19 protein-coding genes are annotated in these 16,813 nt (G+C 69.2%); 11 read left to right on the top strand and 8 right to left on the bottom strand.

The genetic code is table 11. From position 1 onward, the window contains the following. Positions 1-51: 51 nt before the first annotated feature. The 3 genes from IE182_RS25365 to ilvA all read right to left on the bottom strand — a co-directional run bounded on the left by IE182_RS25365 (position 52) and on the right by ilvA (position 3,292). Positions 52-912 carry an ABC transporter permease gene (locus IE182_RS25365; protein WP_190112250.1) on the bottom strand — a complete coding sequence of 287 codons (861 nt, stop codon included), beginning with the start codon at positions 910-912 and terminating at the stop codon, positions 52-54. Beyond that, positions 909-1,889, bottom strand: coding sequence for an ATP-binding cassette domain-containing protein (locus IE182_RS25370; RefSeq protein ID WP_190112251.1), 981 nt, complete (start codon positions 1,887-1,889; stop codon positions 909-911). Before IE182_RS25370 ends, IE182_RS25365 begins: the two co-directional genes overlap by 4 nt. A gap of 191 nt (positions 1,890-2,080) precedes the next feature. Beyond that, complete coding sequence (ilvA, locus tag IE182_RS25375; protein WP_190112252.1) at positions 2,081-3,292, bottom strand: threonine ammonia-lyase; 1,212 nt, start codon at positions 3,290-3,292, stop codon at positions 2,081-2,083. A 205-nt stretch (positions 3,293-3,497) separates the two neighbouring features. Here ilvA and IE182_RS25380 point away from each other — a divergent pair, with 205 nt between their 5' ends. After that, positions 3,498-4,001 carry a MarR family winged helix-turn-helix transcriptional regulator gene (locus IE182_RS25380; protein ID WP_190112253.1) on the top strand — a complete coding sequence of 168 codons (504 nt, stop codon included), beginning with the start codon at positions 3,498-3,500 and terminating at the stop codon, positions 3,999-4,001. Positions 4,002-4,325: 324 nt separating this feature from the next. Here the strand turns inward: IE182_RS25380 and IE182_RS25385 are convergent, their stop codons facing one another. Beyond that, positions 4,326-5,471: a cystathionine gamma-synthase gene (locus IE182_RS25385; RefSeq protein ID WP_190112254.1), complete on the bottom strand. Its 1,146-nt coding sequence runs from the start codon at positions 5,469-5,471 to the stop codon at positions 4,326-4,328. Positions 5,472-5,598: 127 nt separating this feature from the next. Between IE182_RS25385 and IE182_RS25390 the strand changes: the two genes are divergently transcribed. From IE182_RS25390 to IE182_RS25405, 5 genes are all read left to right on the top strand, one after another. Beyond that, on the top strand, positions 5,599-6,690 hold the full coding sequence (locus tag IE182_RS25390; protein ID WP_190112255.1) for a hypothetical protein: 1,092 nt from the start codon (positions 5,599-5,601) through the stop codon (positions 6,688-6,690). Positions 6,691-6,714: 24 nt separating this feature from the next. Continuing rightward, on the top strand, positions 6,715-7,416 hold the full coding sequence (gene msrA, locus IE182_RS25395) for a peptide-methionine (S)-S-oxide reductase MsrA (protein ID WP_190112267.1): 702 nt from the start codon (positions 6,715-6,717) through the stop codon (positions 7,414-7,416). Between the two features lie 117 nt (positions 7,417-7,533). Next, positions 7,534-8,300 (top strand): IS5 family transposase gene (locus IE182_RS25400; protein ID WP_373303613.1). Its coding sequence is split into 2 segments (ribosomal slippage): positions 7,534-7,809 and positions 7,812-8,300, totalling 765 coding nucleotides; the frame shifts between segments, so codons are not numbered across the junction. 151 nt (positions 8,301-8,451) lie between these two features. Further along, the gene (locus IE182_RS32855) at positions 8,452-9,306 is read left to right on the top strand and encodes an SAVMC3_10250 family protein (protein WP_373303614.1); all 855 of its coding nucleotides are present in this window, start codon (positions 8,452-8,454) and stop codon (positions 9,304-9,306) included. Between the two features lie 293 nt (positions 9,307-9,599). Beyond that, positions 9,600-10,022 carry a hypothetical protein gene (locus IE182_RS25405; protein ID WP_190112256.1) on the top strand — a complete coding sequence of 141 codons (423 nt, stop codon included), beginning with the start codon at positions 9,600-9,602 and terminating at the stop codon, positions 10,020-10,022. A 5-nt stretch (positions 10,023-10,027) separates the two neighbouring features. Here IE182_RS25405 and IE182_RS25410 read toward each other — a convergent pair whose 3' ends face one another. Then, a complete protein-coding gene (locus IE182_RS25410) occupies positions 10,028-10,498 on the bottom strand; it encodes an NUDIX domain-containing protein (RefSeq protein WP_190112257.1) in 471 nt (156 codons plus the stop codon). A 2-nt stretch (positions 10,499-10,500) separates the two neighbouring features. Continuing rightward, the gene (locus tag IE182_RS25415) at positions 10,501-11,217 is read right to left on the bottom strand and encodes a helix-turn-helix domain-containing protein (protein ID WP_190112269.1); all 717 of its coding nucleotides are present in this window, start codon (positions 11,215-11,217) and stop codon (positions 10,501-10,503) included. Positions 11,218-11,463: 246 nt separating this feature from the next. On the opposite strand from IE182_RS25415, the gene IE182_RS32940 reads away from it, so the two are divergent. The 3 genes from IE182_RS32940 (at position 11,464) to IE182_RS25430 (ending at position 12,951) form a co-directional block, all read left to right on the top strand. Beyond that, the gene (locus IE182_RS32940; protein WP_506417124.1) at positions 11,464-12,090 is read left to right on the top strand and encodes an ATP-binding protein; all 627 of its coding nucleotides are present in this window, start codon (positions 11,464-11,466) and stop codon (positions 12,088-12,090) included. Continuing rightward, positions 12,090-12,341: a DUF7848 domain-containing protein gene (locus tag IE182_RS25425; RefSeq protein WP_190112259.1), complete on the top strand. Its 252-nt coding sequence runs from the start codon at positions 12,090-12,092 to the stop codon at positions 12,339-12,341. Before IE182_RS32940 ends, IE182_RS25425 begins: the two co-directional genes overlap by 1 nt. A 316-nt stretch (positions 12,342-12,657) precedes the next feature. Then, positions 12,658-12,951, top strand: a complete 294-nt coding sequence (locus IE182_RS25430; RefSeq protein ID WP_190112260.1) for a hypothetical protein — start codon at positions 12,658-12,660, stop codon at positions 12,949-12,951. 88 nt (positions 12,952-13,039) lie between these two features. Here the strand turns inward: IE182_RS25430 and IE182_RS25435 are convergent, their stop codons facing one another. Then, complete coding sequence (locus tag IE182_RS25435; protein ID WP_190112261.1) at positions 13,040-13,579, bottom strand: hypothetical protein; 540 nt, start codon at positions 13,577-13,579, stop codon at positions 13,040-13,042. 282 nt (positions 13,580-13,861) lie between these two features. After that, positions 13,862-14,914 (bottom strand): recombinase family protein, encoded by a 1,053-nt coding sequence (locus tag IE182_RS25440; protein ID WP_229845089.1) that lies wholly within the window; start codon positions 14,912-14,914, stop codon positions 13,862-13,864. A gap of 74 nt (positions 14,915-14,988) precedes the next feature. Here IE182_RS25440 and IE182_RS32865 point away from each other — a divergent pair, with 74 nt between their 5' ends. Together IE182_RS32865 and IE182_RS25450 are read left to right on the top strand one after the other, a co-directional pair. Continuing rightward, positions 14,989-15,480, top strand: a complete 492-nt coding sequence (locus IE182_RS32865) for a hypothetical protein (RefSeq protein ID WP_190112262.1) — start codon at positions 14,989-14,991, stop codon at positions 15,478-15,480. Between the two features lie 192 nt (positions 15,481-15,672). Then, entirely contained in the window at positions 15,673-16,740 is a 1,068-nt protein-coding gene (locus tag IE182_RS25450) for a hypothetical protein (protein WP_190112263.1), read from the top strand. Positions 16,741-16,813 lie beyond the last annotated feature (73 nt).

The following is a 16,813-nucleotide window of genomic DNA, read 5'->3' on the forward strand; positions in this document are numbered from 1 at the left end:
GGACGCTTCGCCGGAGAGCCCCGGACCCGATGGGTCCGGGGCTCTCCCGCGTCATGCCGTGGCCGAGCGGTACTTCCGCACCGCCAGCCCCCGGAAGGTCGCGACGATCACCACGGACCAGATCAGCGACGCCCACACCGGGTGCTGCATCGGCCACGCCGACGGCACCGGATAGCCCGGCGGCAGGTTGCCGAACAGCTCGCGCGCCGCCTGCACCGTGGCGCTGAAGGGGTTCCACTCCGCGATCGTGCGCAGCACCGTGGGCATGTTGTCGGCGGGGACGAAGGCGTTGGAGATGAAGGTGAGCGGGAAGAGCCAGATCAGGCCGCCCGAGGTCGCCGCCTCCGGGGTGCGCACGGACAGCCCGATCAGGGCGCCGATCCAGGAGAAGGCGTAGCCGAGCAGGAGCAGCAGGGCGAAGCCGGCCAGTGCCTTGAGCACGCCCTCGTGGATCCGCCAGCCGACGATCACGGCGACGATCGCCAGCACCACGAGCGTGAGGGCGGTCTGCACCAGGTCCGCGAGCGTACGGCCGGTGAGCACGGCCCCGCGCGCCATGGGCAGCGAGCGGAAGCGGTCGATGAGGCCCTTGTGCATGTCGTCCGCGATGCCGGCCCCCGCGCCGGCGGTGGCGAAGGTGACGGTCTGGGCGAAGATGCCCGCCATCAGGAACTCGCGGTACAGGCTCGGGTCCGTGCTGCCGCCGACGGCGATCGATCCGCCGAAGACGTAGCTGAACAGCACCACGAACATGATCGGCTGGACGAGGCCGAAGACAACCACCTCGGGTATCCGGGCCATGCGGATAAGGTTCCTCTGGGCAACGACCAGGGAGTCGCGCACGGACTGCACGGCTCCGCCACGCGCCGTGGGAACCGGCCGCCGGGAGAGGGTGTCGGCTGCCGCGCTCATGACGTGGCCCCTTCCTGCTCGCCGTTGCCGTCGGCGGCCTCGGCGACGTGCCCGGTGAGCGAGATGAAGACGTCGTCGAGGGTCGGGCGGCGCAGCCCGATGTCGTCGATCTCGATGCCGCGCGTGTCGAGTTCGCGGATGACCTCGGCGAGCAGCTTGGCGCCGCCGGAGACCGGGACGATGACCTTGCGGGTGTGCTGCTCGACGGTGGCCTCGCCCTTGCCGAAGGCGCGCATGACGTCGAGGGCGGAGGCGATGTGCTCGCGCTCGTGCACGACGAGCTCGACGCGCTCGCCGCCCGTGCGCGCCTTGAGCTGGTCGGAGGTGCCGCGGGCGATGACCCTGCCGTGGTCGATCACGCAGATGTCGTGCGCGAGATGGTCGGCCTCCTCCAAGTACTGGGTGGTGAGCAGCAGCGTCGTGCCGCCGGCGACGAGTTCCTGGATGACCTCCCACAGCTGCTGCCGGTTGCGCGGGTCGAGGCCCGTGGTGGGCTCGTCCATGAACATCACGGGCGGGCTGACGACCAGGGCGGCGGCGAGGTCGAGGCGGCGGCGCATGCCGCCGGAGTACGTCTTCGCCGGGCGGTCGGCGGCGTCGGCGAGGTTGAAGCGCTCCAGCAGCTCCCCCGCCCGGGCCTTGGCATCGCGCGCGCTCATCTGGTAGAGCTGCCCGACCATCCGCAGATTCTCACGGCCCGTCAGATATTCGTCGACCGCCGCGAATTGTCCGGACAGTCCGATGGAGTGGCGGACCTCGTTGGGTTTCTTCAGTACGTCGATACCGGCGACCAGGGCCCTGCCGCGGTCGGGCTTGATGAGGGTGGTGAGCACGCGCACGGCGGTGGTCTTGCCCGCGCCGTTGGGGCCGAGAAGGCCCAGGACGGTTCCTTCCGGGACGTCGAGATCAACGCCGTCCAGAGCCGTGACGTCGCCGAAGGTCTTGACCAGGCCCTCGGCGTATATCGCGCCTGGCATGGAGGTTCTCCCCGCTAAAGGTGACGTAATGGATGATTTTACGTTCCCGGGGGCCGTTCCGCCCTCTGAATGAATGCCACCGGAAAAACCCGCCGCGAAGTCTGCCCTCAAGCACGGAACCGGATATCCGCGCGACGGCGCATGGTGCGGCCGTTCGGCTGCCCGCGGAATTCCCCGGAAACCCATGGATTTCAGGACATCACCGCGTAGCCCGCCGCGCGCAGCGCCGCCCCCACCGCCGCGCAGTGCTCGGGACCGGCCGTCTCCAGGTGCAGCTCGACCTCCGCCTCCGTCAGGCCGAGCCGCGGATCGGTGCGCACGTGGCCGATGTCGATGACGTTGGCGCCGGCCGAGGAGAGCACGTCGAGCAGCGCCGCCAGCGCACCCGGACGGTCCGTCAGCAGCAGCCGCAGCGACAGGTACCGGCCCGCCGCCGCCATGCCGTGCCGCAGCACGCGCTGCAGCAGCAGCGGATCGACGTTGCCGCCGGACAGCACGGCCACGACCGGACCCGTGAACGCCCCGGGCTCCGCCAGCAGCGCCGCCACCGGAGCCGCCCCGGCCGGCTCCACCACCAGCTTCGCCCGCTCCAGGCACAGCAGCAGCGCGGCGGCCAGCTCGTCCTCGGAGACGGTGCGGACGTCGTCGACGAGGTCCCGGATGATCCGGAACGGCACCGCCCCCGGCCGCCCCACCCTGATGCCGTCGGCCATGGTCACCGGCTGCGCGAGCGGGACCGGGTGCCCGGCGGCCAGCGACGGCGGGTACGCGGCCGCCCCGGCCGCCTGCACGCCCACGACGCGCACGTCGGGCCGCAGCGCCTTCACCGCCACCGCGATGCCGGCCAGCAGCCCGCCCCCGCCGAGCCCCGCCACGACGGTGGCCACCTCGGGGCACTGCTCCAGGATCTCCAGCCCCACCGTGCCCTGCCCGGCGACGACGTCCCGGTGGTCGAAGGGATGGACGAAGACGGCGCCGGTCTCGTGCGCGTACTCCTGCGCGCCGCGCACCGCCTCGTCCACGACCTGCCCGTACGTGCGGACGTCGGCGCCGTAGCCGCGGGTGGCGGCCACCTTCGGCAGGGGCGCGTCCTGCGGCATGAACACCGTGGCCCGCACCCCGAGCAGCGCGGCCGCCAGGGCCACCCCCTGCGCGTGGTTGCCGGAGCTCGCCGCGACGACGCCCGCCGCCCGCTCGCGCTCCGAGAGGCCGGCGATCCGCACGTAGGCGCCGCGCAGCTTGAAGGATCCCGTCCGCTGGAGGTTCTCGCATTTGAGGCGGACCGGGGCACCGACCAGCGCGGAGAGACGACGGCTGCTCTCCAGCGCCGTCGTCAGGGTCACCCCGGCCAGTGTCCGCCGCGCGCGGCGCACATCGGCGAGGGAAACCGGACGTGCGGCCATGGGGCCAGTATCCCGCGCAACCCCGCTCACCTGCACGGATACGGCGTTCCGCTTACGCCCGATACATGCATACCGACCGGTTTGCGAAGCCCCGGCACGAGCGGGCGACGGGGCGCGTACTCTGTCCCCCATTCTGAGCAGTTCCCAGCGTTCTGAGCAGTTCCCCGTCCGTTCCCTGCCCGCCGTACGAAGTGAGCCCCAGGCCATGCCCACCCCTCAGGACATGACGACCGACCTCGCCCCCGGTGTCCTCGACGCCCTCCAGCACCAGGTGGCCGTCTTCGCCCGCCGCGCCGAGCAGACCCGGCTCGGCGGCGTCGGCCGGGTCCACAACTCCATGGACCGCGCCGCCTACCTGCTGCTCAACCGTCTCGACCAGGAAGGCCCGATGGGCGTCAAGGCGCTCGCCGCGGGCATGGGGATCGACTCCTCGACCGTCACCCGCCAGGTGGCGCCGCTGGTCGACACCGGCCTGGTCAAGCGCACCTCGCACCCGGAGGACGGCCGCGCCGTCGTCCTGCAGCTCTCGCCGCGCGGCAAGGCCCGCCTGGAGGAGGTGCGCGCCTCCCGGCGCGAGCTGATGCAGCTGGTCACGGAGGGCTGGACGGAGGACGAGCGCACGTCCTTCTGCACCCTGCTCACCCGCTTCAACGGCGCGCTGGCCGACATCCACTTCACGCAGCCGGCGCAGGTACCGCCGGCGTCCTGAGCACGCGGGACGGCACCCGTGCCACCCCTCGACGCGCCGACGGGCCGGTGCGGGCCTCGTCGGCCCGCCCGGCCCGTCCGGGTCTGTGGTGTGCCGGGGCGGCTGCCCCGGAGCGTGGCTCAGCAGCCGGCCCGGCGCCCGTTCGCGCGCGCATCCGGCCCCATGCCCGGCCGGGCCCCGGCCGAACGAACGGCCGGGCCGGGCGTCCGGGCGAGCGCGCGGCGGCCGAACTCCTCGGCACGGCCCGCCGAACGGCTGGCCCAGCGCCTGGGCTCGGGCGAGCGCGCGGCGGCCGAGCTCCTCGGCCGACGGCCGGGCGAGCGGCTAGCCCAGCGCCTGGGCGAGGTCGGCGACCAGGTCGTCCGCCGACTCGATGCCCACCGACGCGCGCACCAGGTCCGCCGGGACCTCCAGCGCGGAACCCGCCACCGAGGCGTGCGTCATGCGGCCCGGGTGCTCGATCAGCGACTCCACGCCGCCCAGCGACTCACCGAGGGTGAACAGCTTCGCGCGGTTGCAGACCTCGACCGCCGCCTCCTCGCCGCCCGCGACGCGGAAGGACACCATGCCGCCGAAGGCGCGCATCTGCTTGGCCGCGACCTCGTGCAGCGGGTGCTCGGGCAGACCCGGGTAGTAGATCTGCGTGACCTTCGGGTGCGCCTGCAGCATCTCCACCACGCGCTCGGCGTTCGCGGTGTGGCGGTCCATGCGCACCGCGAGGGTCTTGATGCCCCGCAGCGTCAGCCAGGAGTCGAAGGGGCCGGCGACGGCGCCCATGGCGTTCTGGTGGAAGGCCAGTTCCTCGCCCAGGCCGGCGTCGGAGGTGATCAGGGCGCCGCCGACGACGTCGGAGTGGCCGCCCATGTACTTGGTGGTGGAGTGGACGACCACGTCGGCCCCCAGGGCCAGCGGCTGCTGGAGGTAGGGGCTGGCGAAGGTGTTGTCCACGACGAGCTTGGCGCCGGCCTCGTGCGCGACGGCCGCGACCGCCGCGATGTCGGTGATGCCGAGCAGCGGGTTGGAGGGCGTCTCGACCCAGACGGCCTTGGTCTGCGGCCGGATGGCGGCACGGACCGCGTCGACGTCGGAGGTGTCGGCGACCGACCACTCCACGCCCCAGCGGCCGACGACCTTGGCGAACAGGCGGAACGTGCCGCCGTAGGCGTCGTTCGGGATCACCACGTGGTCGCCGGGCGCCAGCAGCGTGCGCAGCAGGCAGTCCTCGGCCGCCAGGCCGGAGGCGAAGGCCAGACCGCGGACGCCGCCCTCAAGGGCCGCCAGGTTCTCTTCCAGGGCGGTACGGGTGGGATTGGCGCTGCGGCTGTACTCGTAGCCGCCGCGCAGGCCGCCGACGCCGTCCTGCTTGTAGGTGGAGACTTGGTAGATGGGCGGCACGACGGCCCCGGTCAGCGGGTCCGCCTCCTGCCCGGCATGGATCGCGAGGGTCTCGAAGCTGTGCTGGTCGCTCATTCATCCGAGAGTAGTGCCCGTTCGCCCGAACACTCCTGTTCACTTGTAACCGGCGGATGAACGATCCGCAGGTTTGCCGCGTTGTACCGTCGTCCACCTTCGTTTCTCTCGCTTTCCGGGACGCCTCATGGAGTTTCTGTTCATCCTGCTCGCCCTCGTCGTGATCTGCGGCGTCGTGGCGGTGCCCGCGCTGCGCCGGCGCCGCGCCGAGCAGGACGCCGTGCGCGGGGCCGGGGCGGCCGTCGATCCGGTGGGCGCCTTCGGTTTCGTCCCGCCCGGACAGTTGGACGTACGGCTCCCCGGCCCGGACCCGGAGCTGCTGGCGGCCGTCGAGGAGGCGCGCCGCACCCAGGACTGGAAGCCGGCCTCCGAGCTGCTGGCCCGGACGTCGGCCACCGAGGCGGCGGAGCTGCGCTGGCAGCGCGTGCAGACGCTGGCCGGGGCGGCCGCCCAGGAGCTGGCGGAGGCGCCGGGCACGGGCGGGATGTGGCTGCGGCACTGGCGCGTGGTCGCGCCCAAGGACGCGGGCGGCGCGGCGGTGCAGGCCGAGTTCCTGGTCCAGCAGGCGCTGCGCGACCCGTCGTCGCAGGACTTCCGGATGATCCTGGAGGAGGCCCGCACGGTCTGCGCCGAGGCGGCCCTGCTGGCGCCGGGCGACCCGGTGCCGTACATCGTCGAGCTGGGCGTGGCCCGGGGCCTGGGTGCGAGCGAGGCGGAGTTCCAGTCGGTCTGGGAGACGGTGGTCTCCCGGGCGCCGCAGCACATGGGCGCGCACCTGGCGGCGCTGCGGTACTGGAGCGCGAAGTGGCACGGCTCGCGGGAGCAGGCGGACGCCTTCGCGCAGCGCGCGGCGGCTTCGGCCGCGCAGGGCAGCCTGCTGCCCGCGCTGCCGCTGTTCGCGGTCCACGACCACCTGCCGGACGTGCAGCTGGTGCGCAGCCTGTTCCAGAGCGCGGTGATCCGCCAGGCGATCGAGGGCGCACAGTTCGCGGTGGCGAACGCGCCGGAGGACCACCCCGTGCTGCCGCACGTGCGGCATCTGCTGGTCTGGTTCCTGGTGCGCGCCGACCGCCACGGCGAGGCCCTGGAGCAGCTGCGCAAGGTGGACGGTCACATCGGCGCGGTGCCGTGGACGTACGAGGCCGACCCGGTGGCGGCGTACACGGCGTACCGCGCGATGGCGGTCGCGGGCTGGGAGTCGGGCCGGAATTCCGCGTAGGGGATGACCGTTGGAGGGAGCATGATGCTGTTCGGACGACGCGAAACCGGCCTGCCCACCGCCGAGGAGGCCCTCAGGGGCCGCCCGGAGCCGGAGTTCCCCCTCCAGGAACGCCACACGGTCCTGGGCACCCCCCTGGCCGCCCCCTACCCGCAGGGCCTGGCGGTCGCCGACTTCGGCCTGGGCTGTTTCTGGGGCGCGGAGCGCATCTTCTGGCAGGCGGAGGGCGTGTGGACGACGCTGGTCGGCTACCAGGGCGGCCACACCCCGAACCCGACGTACGACGAGGTCTGCAGCGGCCTGACGGGCCACACGGAAGCGGTCCGGGTGGTCTACGACCCGGCCCGGATCCCGTACGCGTCCCTGCTGAAGCTCTTCTGGGAGTCCCACGACCCCACCCAGGGCTTCCGCCAGGGCAACGACCGCGGCACCCAGTACCGCTCGGCGGTCTACACCCACTCCCCCGAGGACCAGTCCGCGGCCGAGTCCTCCCGCGACCGCTACCAGCCGGTCCTCACCACGGCGGGCCACGCCCCCATCACCACGGAGATCCTCCCGGCGGGGCCGTTCTATTACGCGGAGCCGCATCACCAGCAGTACTTGGCGAAGAACCCGGCTGGGTACTGCGGGATCGGGGGGACGGGGGTCAAGCTGGGTGACCCGTCGGAGGAGGGCTGGGGCGGGGCGTGCCCTACGGGGATCGCGCCTGCGCCGGACGGCGGCTAAGAGCTCATAACAGGATCTTGGTGAGCGTTGCTGGTCTGGCGTGACTCGTACGACGATTCAGCCGTTCGTGAGAGTGTGAGTATCAGGCCGTGGATCGTGGACGATGACTTGTGGGCGATGGTCGAGCCGGTTCTGCCTCCGTGGCCGGAGCGTTCGCCGGGCCCTCGTCCGGTGGATGACCGGCGGTGTCTGCAGGGCATCCTCTACGTGCTGCACTGCAACATCACCTGGCAGCAGCTCCCACTGGGGCTGGGCTTCGGCTCCGGCCAGGCCTGCTGGCGCCGCCTCGGCCGCTGGCACGAGGCCGGCGTCTTCGACACACTGCACCGCCTGCTGCTGGCCGAGTTGAACGCGGCCGGAGAACTGGACTGGTCGCGCGTCTGCGTGGACGCCTCCCACGTGCGGGCGAAAAAGGGGGCGAGGCGACGGGCCCCTCGCCGGTCGACCGCCGCAAGACCGGCAGCAAACATCACCTGATCTGTGACGGCAACGGCACCCCGTTCAGGGTGATCACCACCGCAGCCAACGTCAACGACGTCACCCGGACCCTCGCACTCGTCGACGGCATACCGCCGGTCGCCGGCCGTCCCGGCCGTCCCCGCAAGCGCCCCGAATCGCTACTCGGAGACAAGGGCTACGACAGCAATCCGAACCGTCGTGAACTGCGGAAACGCGGCATCCTGCCGGTCATCTCCCGCAAAGGCTCACCCGACATCCACGGCCTGGGCAAGCTCCGCTACGTCGTCGAGCAGACCTTCGCCCTCCTCCACCAGTTCAAGCGTCTCAGCATCCGATGGGAACGACGCCTCGACTTGCACGACGCCCTTGCCTCACTCGCGTGCGGACTCATCTGCTGGCGACGCCTGAAGAACCGCAGACCATGATCCTGTTACGAGCTCTAAGCACTTTGTTGACCTGACCATTGAGTCACTCGACGCTGGGAAGGCTAGCCATCCGGCGGGCCGTTGAGGATCTATGCCATGAGCGCTATCCAGGTGCCACTGAGCCTAGGGAGTATGCATGCGGTGGAACAACATGATCTACTTCTCCCGGCGTAGACTGGATGCCTTCTTTCCGGCACGCCCCCCACGCCGCATGCCAGCGGTAAGCGCAGAAGTGGACTTACAGGTCGCATCGGTGGCATTATCCCCCGCTCCGCCACGGAATCCGACCGAATCCGAACTCCATAGGCTCCGGAAAGTACGACGGCAGCTTGAGCGTGAAGCAGCACATTTCTACGCTCCCGAGCTAGCGACTGGCGAATGGATCTTCTTCGACATAGAGATGGGCTGGAGCACATCCCACGAGGACAGCGCCCTCCCCGACCTCGACGATGTGGTGCTCTTCTTCGGCTCTTTGCGGAGAGAGCGAAGTCCGGATGGAATACCTGTCGATCTGATGTTGTGCGGTTCTACGGAACATCTACTCAAGAAGACTGCGACGGCAGGCAGGATGGGGTCAGGCACCGAATGGCTACATGACCTGATCCTTAAGATCAATAATGCCGATGCACACGGACACACAGACATCCCCGAAGCACTGACCGCGGAAGCCTTGGCAGCGCCACGGATCAACCGCCCTGATCAAGTAGCCCGATGGGTTTTTAACGTTATTGAAGGCCACCACGCACCAAAGCATCGGGCACGGGCACAGGGGCTAGCTCGGGTAGATCTCCACATTCCCGAGTCGCGAATCCTCCCACGGCTCATCGTGGCAACCCCCTTGTACGTCCAGGACACCTCGCAGATTCGGTGGCTCACACGCCTGCGACTTCACCATGACCTGCACCGCCGCCATCGCCGGTCCATCTGGCAGTGGCAGCCTGATCAACCACCACGCGACCGCGGCAGGTACTACTACCCACCCGAGCGCACTCAAGCCTCAGAGTGACGTTCCCGCTCGGGCCGAATCTCAACGGGGCAGGTAGCAGCACTAGCTTGGCTAGGGTGGGGCCAAGATCATCGAGGGGATCACGCCGACCCGAACGCAACTAAGCACAACACCCTGGAAGCTGGCCCCGCGAAACACTCGCCAAGCCTCCAGCCGTTGCGGCTATGACCCAGTCCGCCCGCGGCGGCTCCAGATGCGAACGAAGCCTGACAGTAGGAGAATTGAAAAAGGCCACGTGTGCGTCGGCCATAAAACATATTCGCTAACTATAAATGCACGGGAGGTGTGATTCAATGAGCAGCTTCGGCGATCGACTTACAACTCTCGCCTATCAGGCCGACATCAAGGTAGCCGAGGTCGACCCCGCACACGCCGAGGTTAACTTCACCTTTTCCGGCAACGAAAAAGAAACACATCAGAGAGTCTGGATTACCCCATTCAATGAAGGTCAATACTGGGAGTTTTCATGCCTGGCCGCCATAAAAGAAAATGACCCTGGGGATTTTCCTAAAGCCTTGCTAGTCTACGCGCTCCGCGAGAACGCCAGAAAGCCTCTCGGGTTCTGGTGCATCAAGAAGTTTTCGAACGGAAACAACGTTCTGGACTACATGCAGAACATGAGGAGTGCACTACTAACTCCTGACGCATTTCGAGATACATGCAGGACCGTCGCTCGCGAGGTGGACAAATTCGAGAGAGAATACATGTACACCTAGAGGTCTCATCCCAGGTAGGGGTGTTCCCGGCGCTCCAGGAAGTGCCGGATCCTGAGTTCCTGGGTGTGGTGCATCGGGAGCTCGGTGATCTCGTCGGGATGGATGAATCGCAGCTCCGTGGATTCGTCGGAGATCGCAAGCTCCCCGCCCGTCACGTGTGCGGTGAAGCAGACGTTGAACTGTCGCCGTACCTCCCCGTCCGAGTAGGCGATCACGTGGCGCGGGTCGGTGCAGGTGCCGACCAGTCCCGTGATCTCGACGTCCAGGCCGGTCTCCTCCTTGACCTCGCGCACGGCCGTGCCGGGGAGGGAATCGGTCATCTCCATGCCACCGCCGGGCAGGGCCCAGAGATCGTTGTCGCGCCGCCGCTGCAGCAGGATGCGGCCTTGTTCGTCGGTCACGACAGCGGACGCGGCGACGACCATGCTGTTGGGCTCGGGGGCTTCCGGGTCGTCGTAGTACTCGGTGCGGGACACGATCACTCCTCCTGGACGGGCGTCGCTGTCGCCCACACCGCGTCGAAGCTCTGCGCGTACGTGTCGAAGACCCCTCCGTCACCGTTGCGACGAAGGTGCCAGACGGGCGCTGCGAACGCGTTCGCTCCCCAGATGTGGGCGTTGACCAGTAGTTGATCATCTGCCCGGTAGAGGGAGTTGTACAGCGTCGTCCCGTGGGTGCGGATCTCGATGCCGGGTACCCCGGCCAACGGCCGGTAGTGCATCAGGGCCAGTCGACACCTGGACTCGATGCCGTGGCCGAACCGCTCTTCCTCGCCGCGCTGCCGGACGTTCTCACTGTTGGCGTCACCCAGCGCGATCCGCACCGAGCATCCTTCAGCGGCTCGCTCACGAAGGAGATCGTTCAGGCGGGGGTACGCCTCGTGCAGGAAGACGGCGGCATAGACGAGTACGTCGATGTGTTCGCGGGCTTGAGCGAACAGGTCGGTGTAGCGGGACACCGGAGCGTCCGCGCGCTGGTCGTAGAGCGCGACCAGCTCGGGACTGACAGCGCGTGCGGCACGTGCCTGCCGGAGCGCCGGCCAAAGTGCGTGCACGTCTTCTCCTAACGCCTCCGCCGCCTGCACAGCCGTCGCACGGCGGGGCACACGCCCCTGATTCACCCATCGCTCAACGGACTTGGGATCGACTTCCGTCTTCTCCGCAAGGGTGGCGTACGTCCACCCTCCGGCGGCCATGGCGGCTCGAAGCCTCTCGTTCGACGTCTCAGTCTCTCCCGGCGTCGGGGACATCGCTAGGGACGTTCTACCGCCTACGGGACGTCCCAGAATGGGGTTTGGGGGAGGTTTCCCCGTCCCGATCACCGGCGCGATCCTCGCTGCGTGAGCGACAGCAGAGCCACATGGGCTCGGGTCTGCCTCGTGTCGGCGACCCTACCTGCGCTCACGTCACTTATCCGTGCTCTCGAAGGACGGTCGAGACCTATGAGTGGGGCCAGTACGGCTATCAGGTGCGGTGAGACGCGCCGTGTACAACGCTGGACGACACACAGACGATCCGTCGGCCTGGCGCGCGATGAGCTGCGCGCGGCGCTGGCGGAGTGGGGGCTGACCGCGATCGAGGAACCGGCGGTGCTGGTTCTCTCGGAGCTGGTCACAAACGCGATCACCCACGCCTACGTGCGGGGGCGGGACATCGAGACCTCGTTCTGCCGGGGCCCCGAGGGCGTGCGGCTCGCCGTGGACGACACCGACGAGCGGCGCCACCCCCAGATGCGGACCCCGGGTGAGGCGGGGGGGCCGTGGCCTGGTCCTGGTGGAGGCGCTCTCCGACCGCTGGGGCGTCAGCGCCCGGCGAGGCGTGGGCAAGTCGGTGTGGGCCGTGATCACCGTGCCGGATGGGAGGTGGCGGTAATGCGTCTGCTGGCGTACATGCTGCGCAGCGGTGATGTGGTCGATGACGGCCGCGTGCGGCGGGAAGTGAAGGCGGTTCGCGAACGCGGGCGGGACATCGTCGTGGTGTTCAAGGGCGGGGACCCGTTGCGTGTCGGCCGCGACCACGAGGTGACGGTTCAGCGCGGCTGGGGGAAGTCCTGGCAGGAGGCCCGCTGATGAGCAAGCCAGCGGCCGAGTGGATGCTGCACCCGATGGCCCCGTCGCTGAACCCGCCGCGTCATCTCGTCGAGTGCCGGGTGTGCCGGGACTTCTCCGCGCCCGAGCCGGACGCGAGCGACGCGGACCTGTGGGCCACCAGCCACGCTGAGGCCACTGATCACCAGGATTTCAGGTTCGCGGCGATTGACTACGTCCGGGCCTCACGGATGAGGAGGATCCTGCCGGACCAGGCGGACGACGTCGGCTGAACGACGGTTCCGCCTCCTCGACTCCTTCGACGCGACCGCTCATGAGCGGCGTCCGTCCTAATTCGCCGACTCACGGGCGGAACGGCTCACCGCGTCGGAGGGAGCAAGCGGTCCGGTTCCTCAGCTCCCCTGGGGAACCGGACCGCACCACAAACAGCAGAACCGGACCACCCCACATTCCTTGGCGGGCCTGGGGGCGGTCCGGCAGGGAATCACGGGTGACCCCGGTGCCGATGGTACCGGGGCTCTCGTCGTGCGTTGCTGGCCTGCGCCCCTTTCCTTGATCAGTTATCAGCCAAGACTGAAGGGGTGGAAGATGTCTGCGTCGGGTGAAGAGGCATTCGAGGTGACGGGCTGCGAGTTCGACCCGGATGCCGTGCTCTGGGTGCGCGGCGTGGACTACGTCAGCGGCTGGCGCGAGGCCCGCGACGCTGCGGAAGAGCTGACCGGCGCCCTTGCCGCTGCCGGTCTGGATACGGCGGGCCTGGTGAGCTCGGCGCAGACCCGTGCGGACGGGTCGGGGGTGGTGCGTCTGCTGTGGCCGGCGGAGACCGTGAGGGCGGTGGCGGACCTCGTCCGGAGCGCCGGTGAGCTGCGGCGGGCCGGATGAGGTGGCTTGCCATGCGTCACAAGCGCCGCCAGCCTGGCCAAGCCCTGAATGGGCAGCGTCAGGCATCCTCTACGTGTCGTCCTGGCCATCAGAACTTGTAAGTGAAGTGGGCCGTCTTGAATAGCCCCGGAGTGACATCCACGTTCACGTACGTCGGCTTCTTCTCCGTCGAGAAGCCGAACGTCATCTTCGTGGTCTGGCCAGGAGCAAGGGTGCCGCCGTTCAGCATGCCGACGTTGTTCACGCTGTCGACGATCTCCTTGGTTGCGCCGCCATCGGTGGCGGCCTTGATGGTGGCGAGATTGAGGTCGATGTCCTTGTCGCCGTTGTTGGTAAAGGTCACCCGAACCTTGTAGTTGAACGCGTCGGTGGAGGCAGCGGTCTCGTCCGGAGAGTACTTCTCCGGGATGCCTGGGGCGACCTCCAGGCCGTTGTTGAGCTTCACGATGTCCCTGCCGAGCGTCGCCGACTTACCGTCGTCGACCCCCTTGCCCGACACCTTCTTCGGCTGACCACTCACCTCATCGTCGACCGCCTTGCCCACGCCCACGACTAATGCCGTGCAGCCCGCGAAGGCCAAGGCCATCACACCGGCCAGCACGAGCAGCAGGATCTTCGTCGTAGACATGCGCTTCTTGGGCGCGGGGTTCGTCCACTGGGGCTGAGACATCTGGGGCTGAGACATGAGGTCTTTCTCGCAAGTCGGATCGGTCCGAGAGCATGACTCGCCCCAGGACGGCGGGGCGGATGGATCACCGCGTACAGATAACGCGGACGGGCTCGGCACGACCCGGCCGGTCGAGTCAAAAAGTTCACAAAGTCCGCTGACTCGCCAGACGACGCGGCTTGTAAGGGCTGGCAGTTACCCGGCTGGCGGGCGAACTCTTGCACTAACGCCCAGCGAGTCCTGTTACGGAACCAGCGAGCAGCCTCTATGCGCACCTACGGCCCAGATCACGGTCAGCCGGACGCTTGGCCACGACGACACGCGAGCTGAGCGGAGCGCCCTCACCGCGCCCGGCCACATCGCGGCAGCTGCCCGCTCCCCCTCAGCCACCGCCGGGCAGTGCGGTCTCCTTACAAGAATGCCCGAGAGTAGATAGGTGCGTCCGCTGCCGTGGTGCTTGCGCCTGGTCGGGTCGCTCAGCAGCGCCCGCAAGCGATCCGAGTCCTCATGGCTGATGATTCCGGGCCACACGGCATCGCTGACGATCTCCCCCAGCAACGGACGAGTGCCCTCCCACGAACTACGCGGCGTGTGTTCACGGCGCCCGCTGATCCGTGCGGACGCGAGCACGCGACGCATCCCACTGGGCTTCCACGGAATCCCGAGAACGGTGACGACGCCCCGCCCCTTCCAGTCTCGGCAGATGCTCGCCAGGCTCTCCCCCGTGAGTGTCCGACGAGCCGCCTCCCGCACGTACTCCGCTTCGCTCTCGCAAATGGTCATTCGGTCGTCCTCGTAACCGAACGATCGCTTGCCGCCACCGGCCACCTTCCCCGCTTCCGCGGCCTGGCGGCGCTGTCTCTGCTGACGTGCGGCCTTGTGCTCGGCCTCGTGGCGGGCTGCGGCGCCCAGCATCCGGGCGATCATGCGGCCTGTCGGAGTGGCCAGGTCGATTTCACCGCTGACCGTCGCCAGCTCCAGCCCGCGCCTGTCCGCTAAGTCGATCACGTCTTCCAGTTCACGCGGTGAGCGCGTGAGGCGGTCCACGTGCCAGCACACGACCGCGTCGACAAGCCCTTGGCCGATGTCCTCCAGGAGCTCCTGCCACTTCGGCCGGGGCGCCCCCGAATACGAGCTGACGTCGTTGTCCGGGTAGACGTCGACGACGTCCCACCCCTTACGGGCGCACAGCGCCCTGCAGTCCTCTTCCTGGCGCGCGATGCCCAGACCGGCTCCGCCCCGGTCCTGGCTGATCCGTACGTAGATCGCGGCTCGTGTCACCTTGAGAGTCGTCATGGGTCACATGGCTACACCCCCGTGGGGGACGGGCGTGAGTTGCCCGATCGGCATCGCCGAGGCGCCGTCCCCGGATGCTTGAGGCGCCGCGCACGACGCGGTACCGGTTGCTTCGGGGCCCGTGGGGCATCTGGATCGCGCTGACGGCATCGGCGACGGCGACGCCCGGGCCGCCGGCTCGCGGTGAGCAGGTCGCGGACGGGGTATGGCTCGACGCCGGCCCCGTCCTCGCCCATCCCCCCACGGACCATGAGGGCAAGCGCCTGTCCCCCGCCGAAGCGACCTGGCTCCACCACGGCCTGACCCTGGCCGCCCCGGCCCTCACGACTGCCGCACCGGGCCCGCACACCCTCATCACGGTTCACCGCGTGCAGTTCCCCGAAGCGGACTACCAGCCGGAGGCTCTGGCGGCGGCACTCCTCCACTGGACGGAACAGGAATTCGACCTGCCGCCTCACGCGGTATCCGTCGCCTTCGACCGTCCCGCCAACCGCTACGTCTACGAGTGGGCGGCACGTAGGCGATCACATGGCGCGGGTCGGTGTAGGTGCCGACCAGCCCCGTGATCTCCACGTCCAGGCGCGATCCGGACCGAGCCTCCTTCGGCGGCCCGTTCGGTGAAGCGGGACACCGCAACGTCCGCGCGCTGACCGCCCACACCGTCCGCCCAGTCGGCCTCACTGTCAGTGCTCCGTGTCATCATGCGGGCGCGTCCCTGGGGAGTGGGCCGCGGACTACTGATTGACAAGGGGTTGGGGATGGGTGCGGGTACGGAGCCGGACGGCTCGTCCAGGTCCGACGAGGAGTGGGAGCGGTTTCTGCGCGAGTCGGTGGCGGGTGTCGCCGACGCGCCCAAGGAGCCGTCGGCGCGGGCCCGCGATGTGGCAAAGCGGCTGCGCGCGGAGCCCGACCGCGGCCCGGAGGGCTGGCGCAGCTACACGCCCGCGCAGCCCAAGCGGCGCACGGGCTGGTACGTGGTCGGGCTGCTGGCCTCGCTGGTGCTGCTGGTGGTGGCGCTCGCGCCGGGGCGGATAGTGGACCTGTTCGCCGGCGCCGACGCCCCGACCCAGGCGCCACCGGCGGAGGCGGCCCAACGCCCCACCATGGACGAGCCGTTCCGCGGCTCGCCGGCGGCGAGCTGGGCGAACGGAGCGGCGGGGATCACCGTGCCGAAGGCCGGGGCGGTCGGCTGGATGAGCGCGGCCGAGGTCGAGCGGGCCCTCGCCCGCAGCCGGGACTTCCTCGTCGCGTCCGGCCTGGACCGCGAGGTGCTGCGGGGCGAGAGCCCCGAGAAGGCGATTGCACTGATCAACCCGCACCAGAAGGACGTCCAAGACCTTCTGAAGACCGCTTTCCGGGCCCCGAGCGAGAAGAACGACCCTCTCCTCCTCTTCAGCCGCTTCCAGCCCTCCCGCACCCGCCTGGTCGGCGACGTCGTGAAGACCCGGGGCCAGCTCACCTACCGGGAGGGAGAGAGCGGCGCGCTCCAGGTGACCGCCGACGTCACCTTCGTCTACCCGGTCACCCGCGCGGACGCGGGCGGCGGCGACGAGATCGTGCGCACGATCGTCCGGCGCGAGCTGGTCCTGAACTGGGACGACCCCGACAAGGTGATCACCGAGCCGGGCACGTTCTCGATCGTCTCGCACAAGTACCACATGACCAACGGCGGCTGCGGCGCCCCCACGGGCTACTTCACCCCGCCCTTCGGCACGGACCGCCGGGCGGACGGAGCCGGCACGGAGGTCGACCCGTACGACCGCAGCGCGCCGGTCGGGCGGGGCGAGTCCTCCGGGGACGAGTGCGAGAGGGCGACGCGGTCCTAGGCCGTGTCCGCAAAGTCGTTGTGCTCGTTGGTGGTGTGTGGTTCGTCGGCATGAGTTAACCGATCAGGCGTGG

It is taken from the genome of Streptomyces cinnamoneus, assembly GCF_014650495.1.
Taxonomy (GTDB): Bacteria; Actinomycetota; Actinomycetes; order Streptomycetales; family Streptomycetaceae; genus Streptomyces; species Streptomyces cinnamoneus.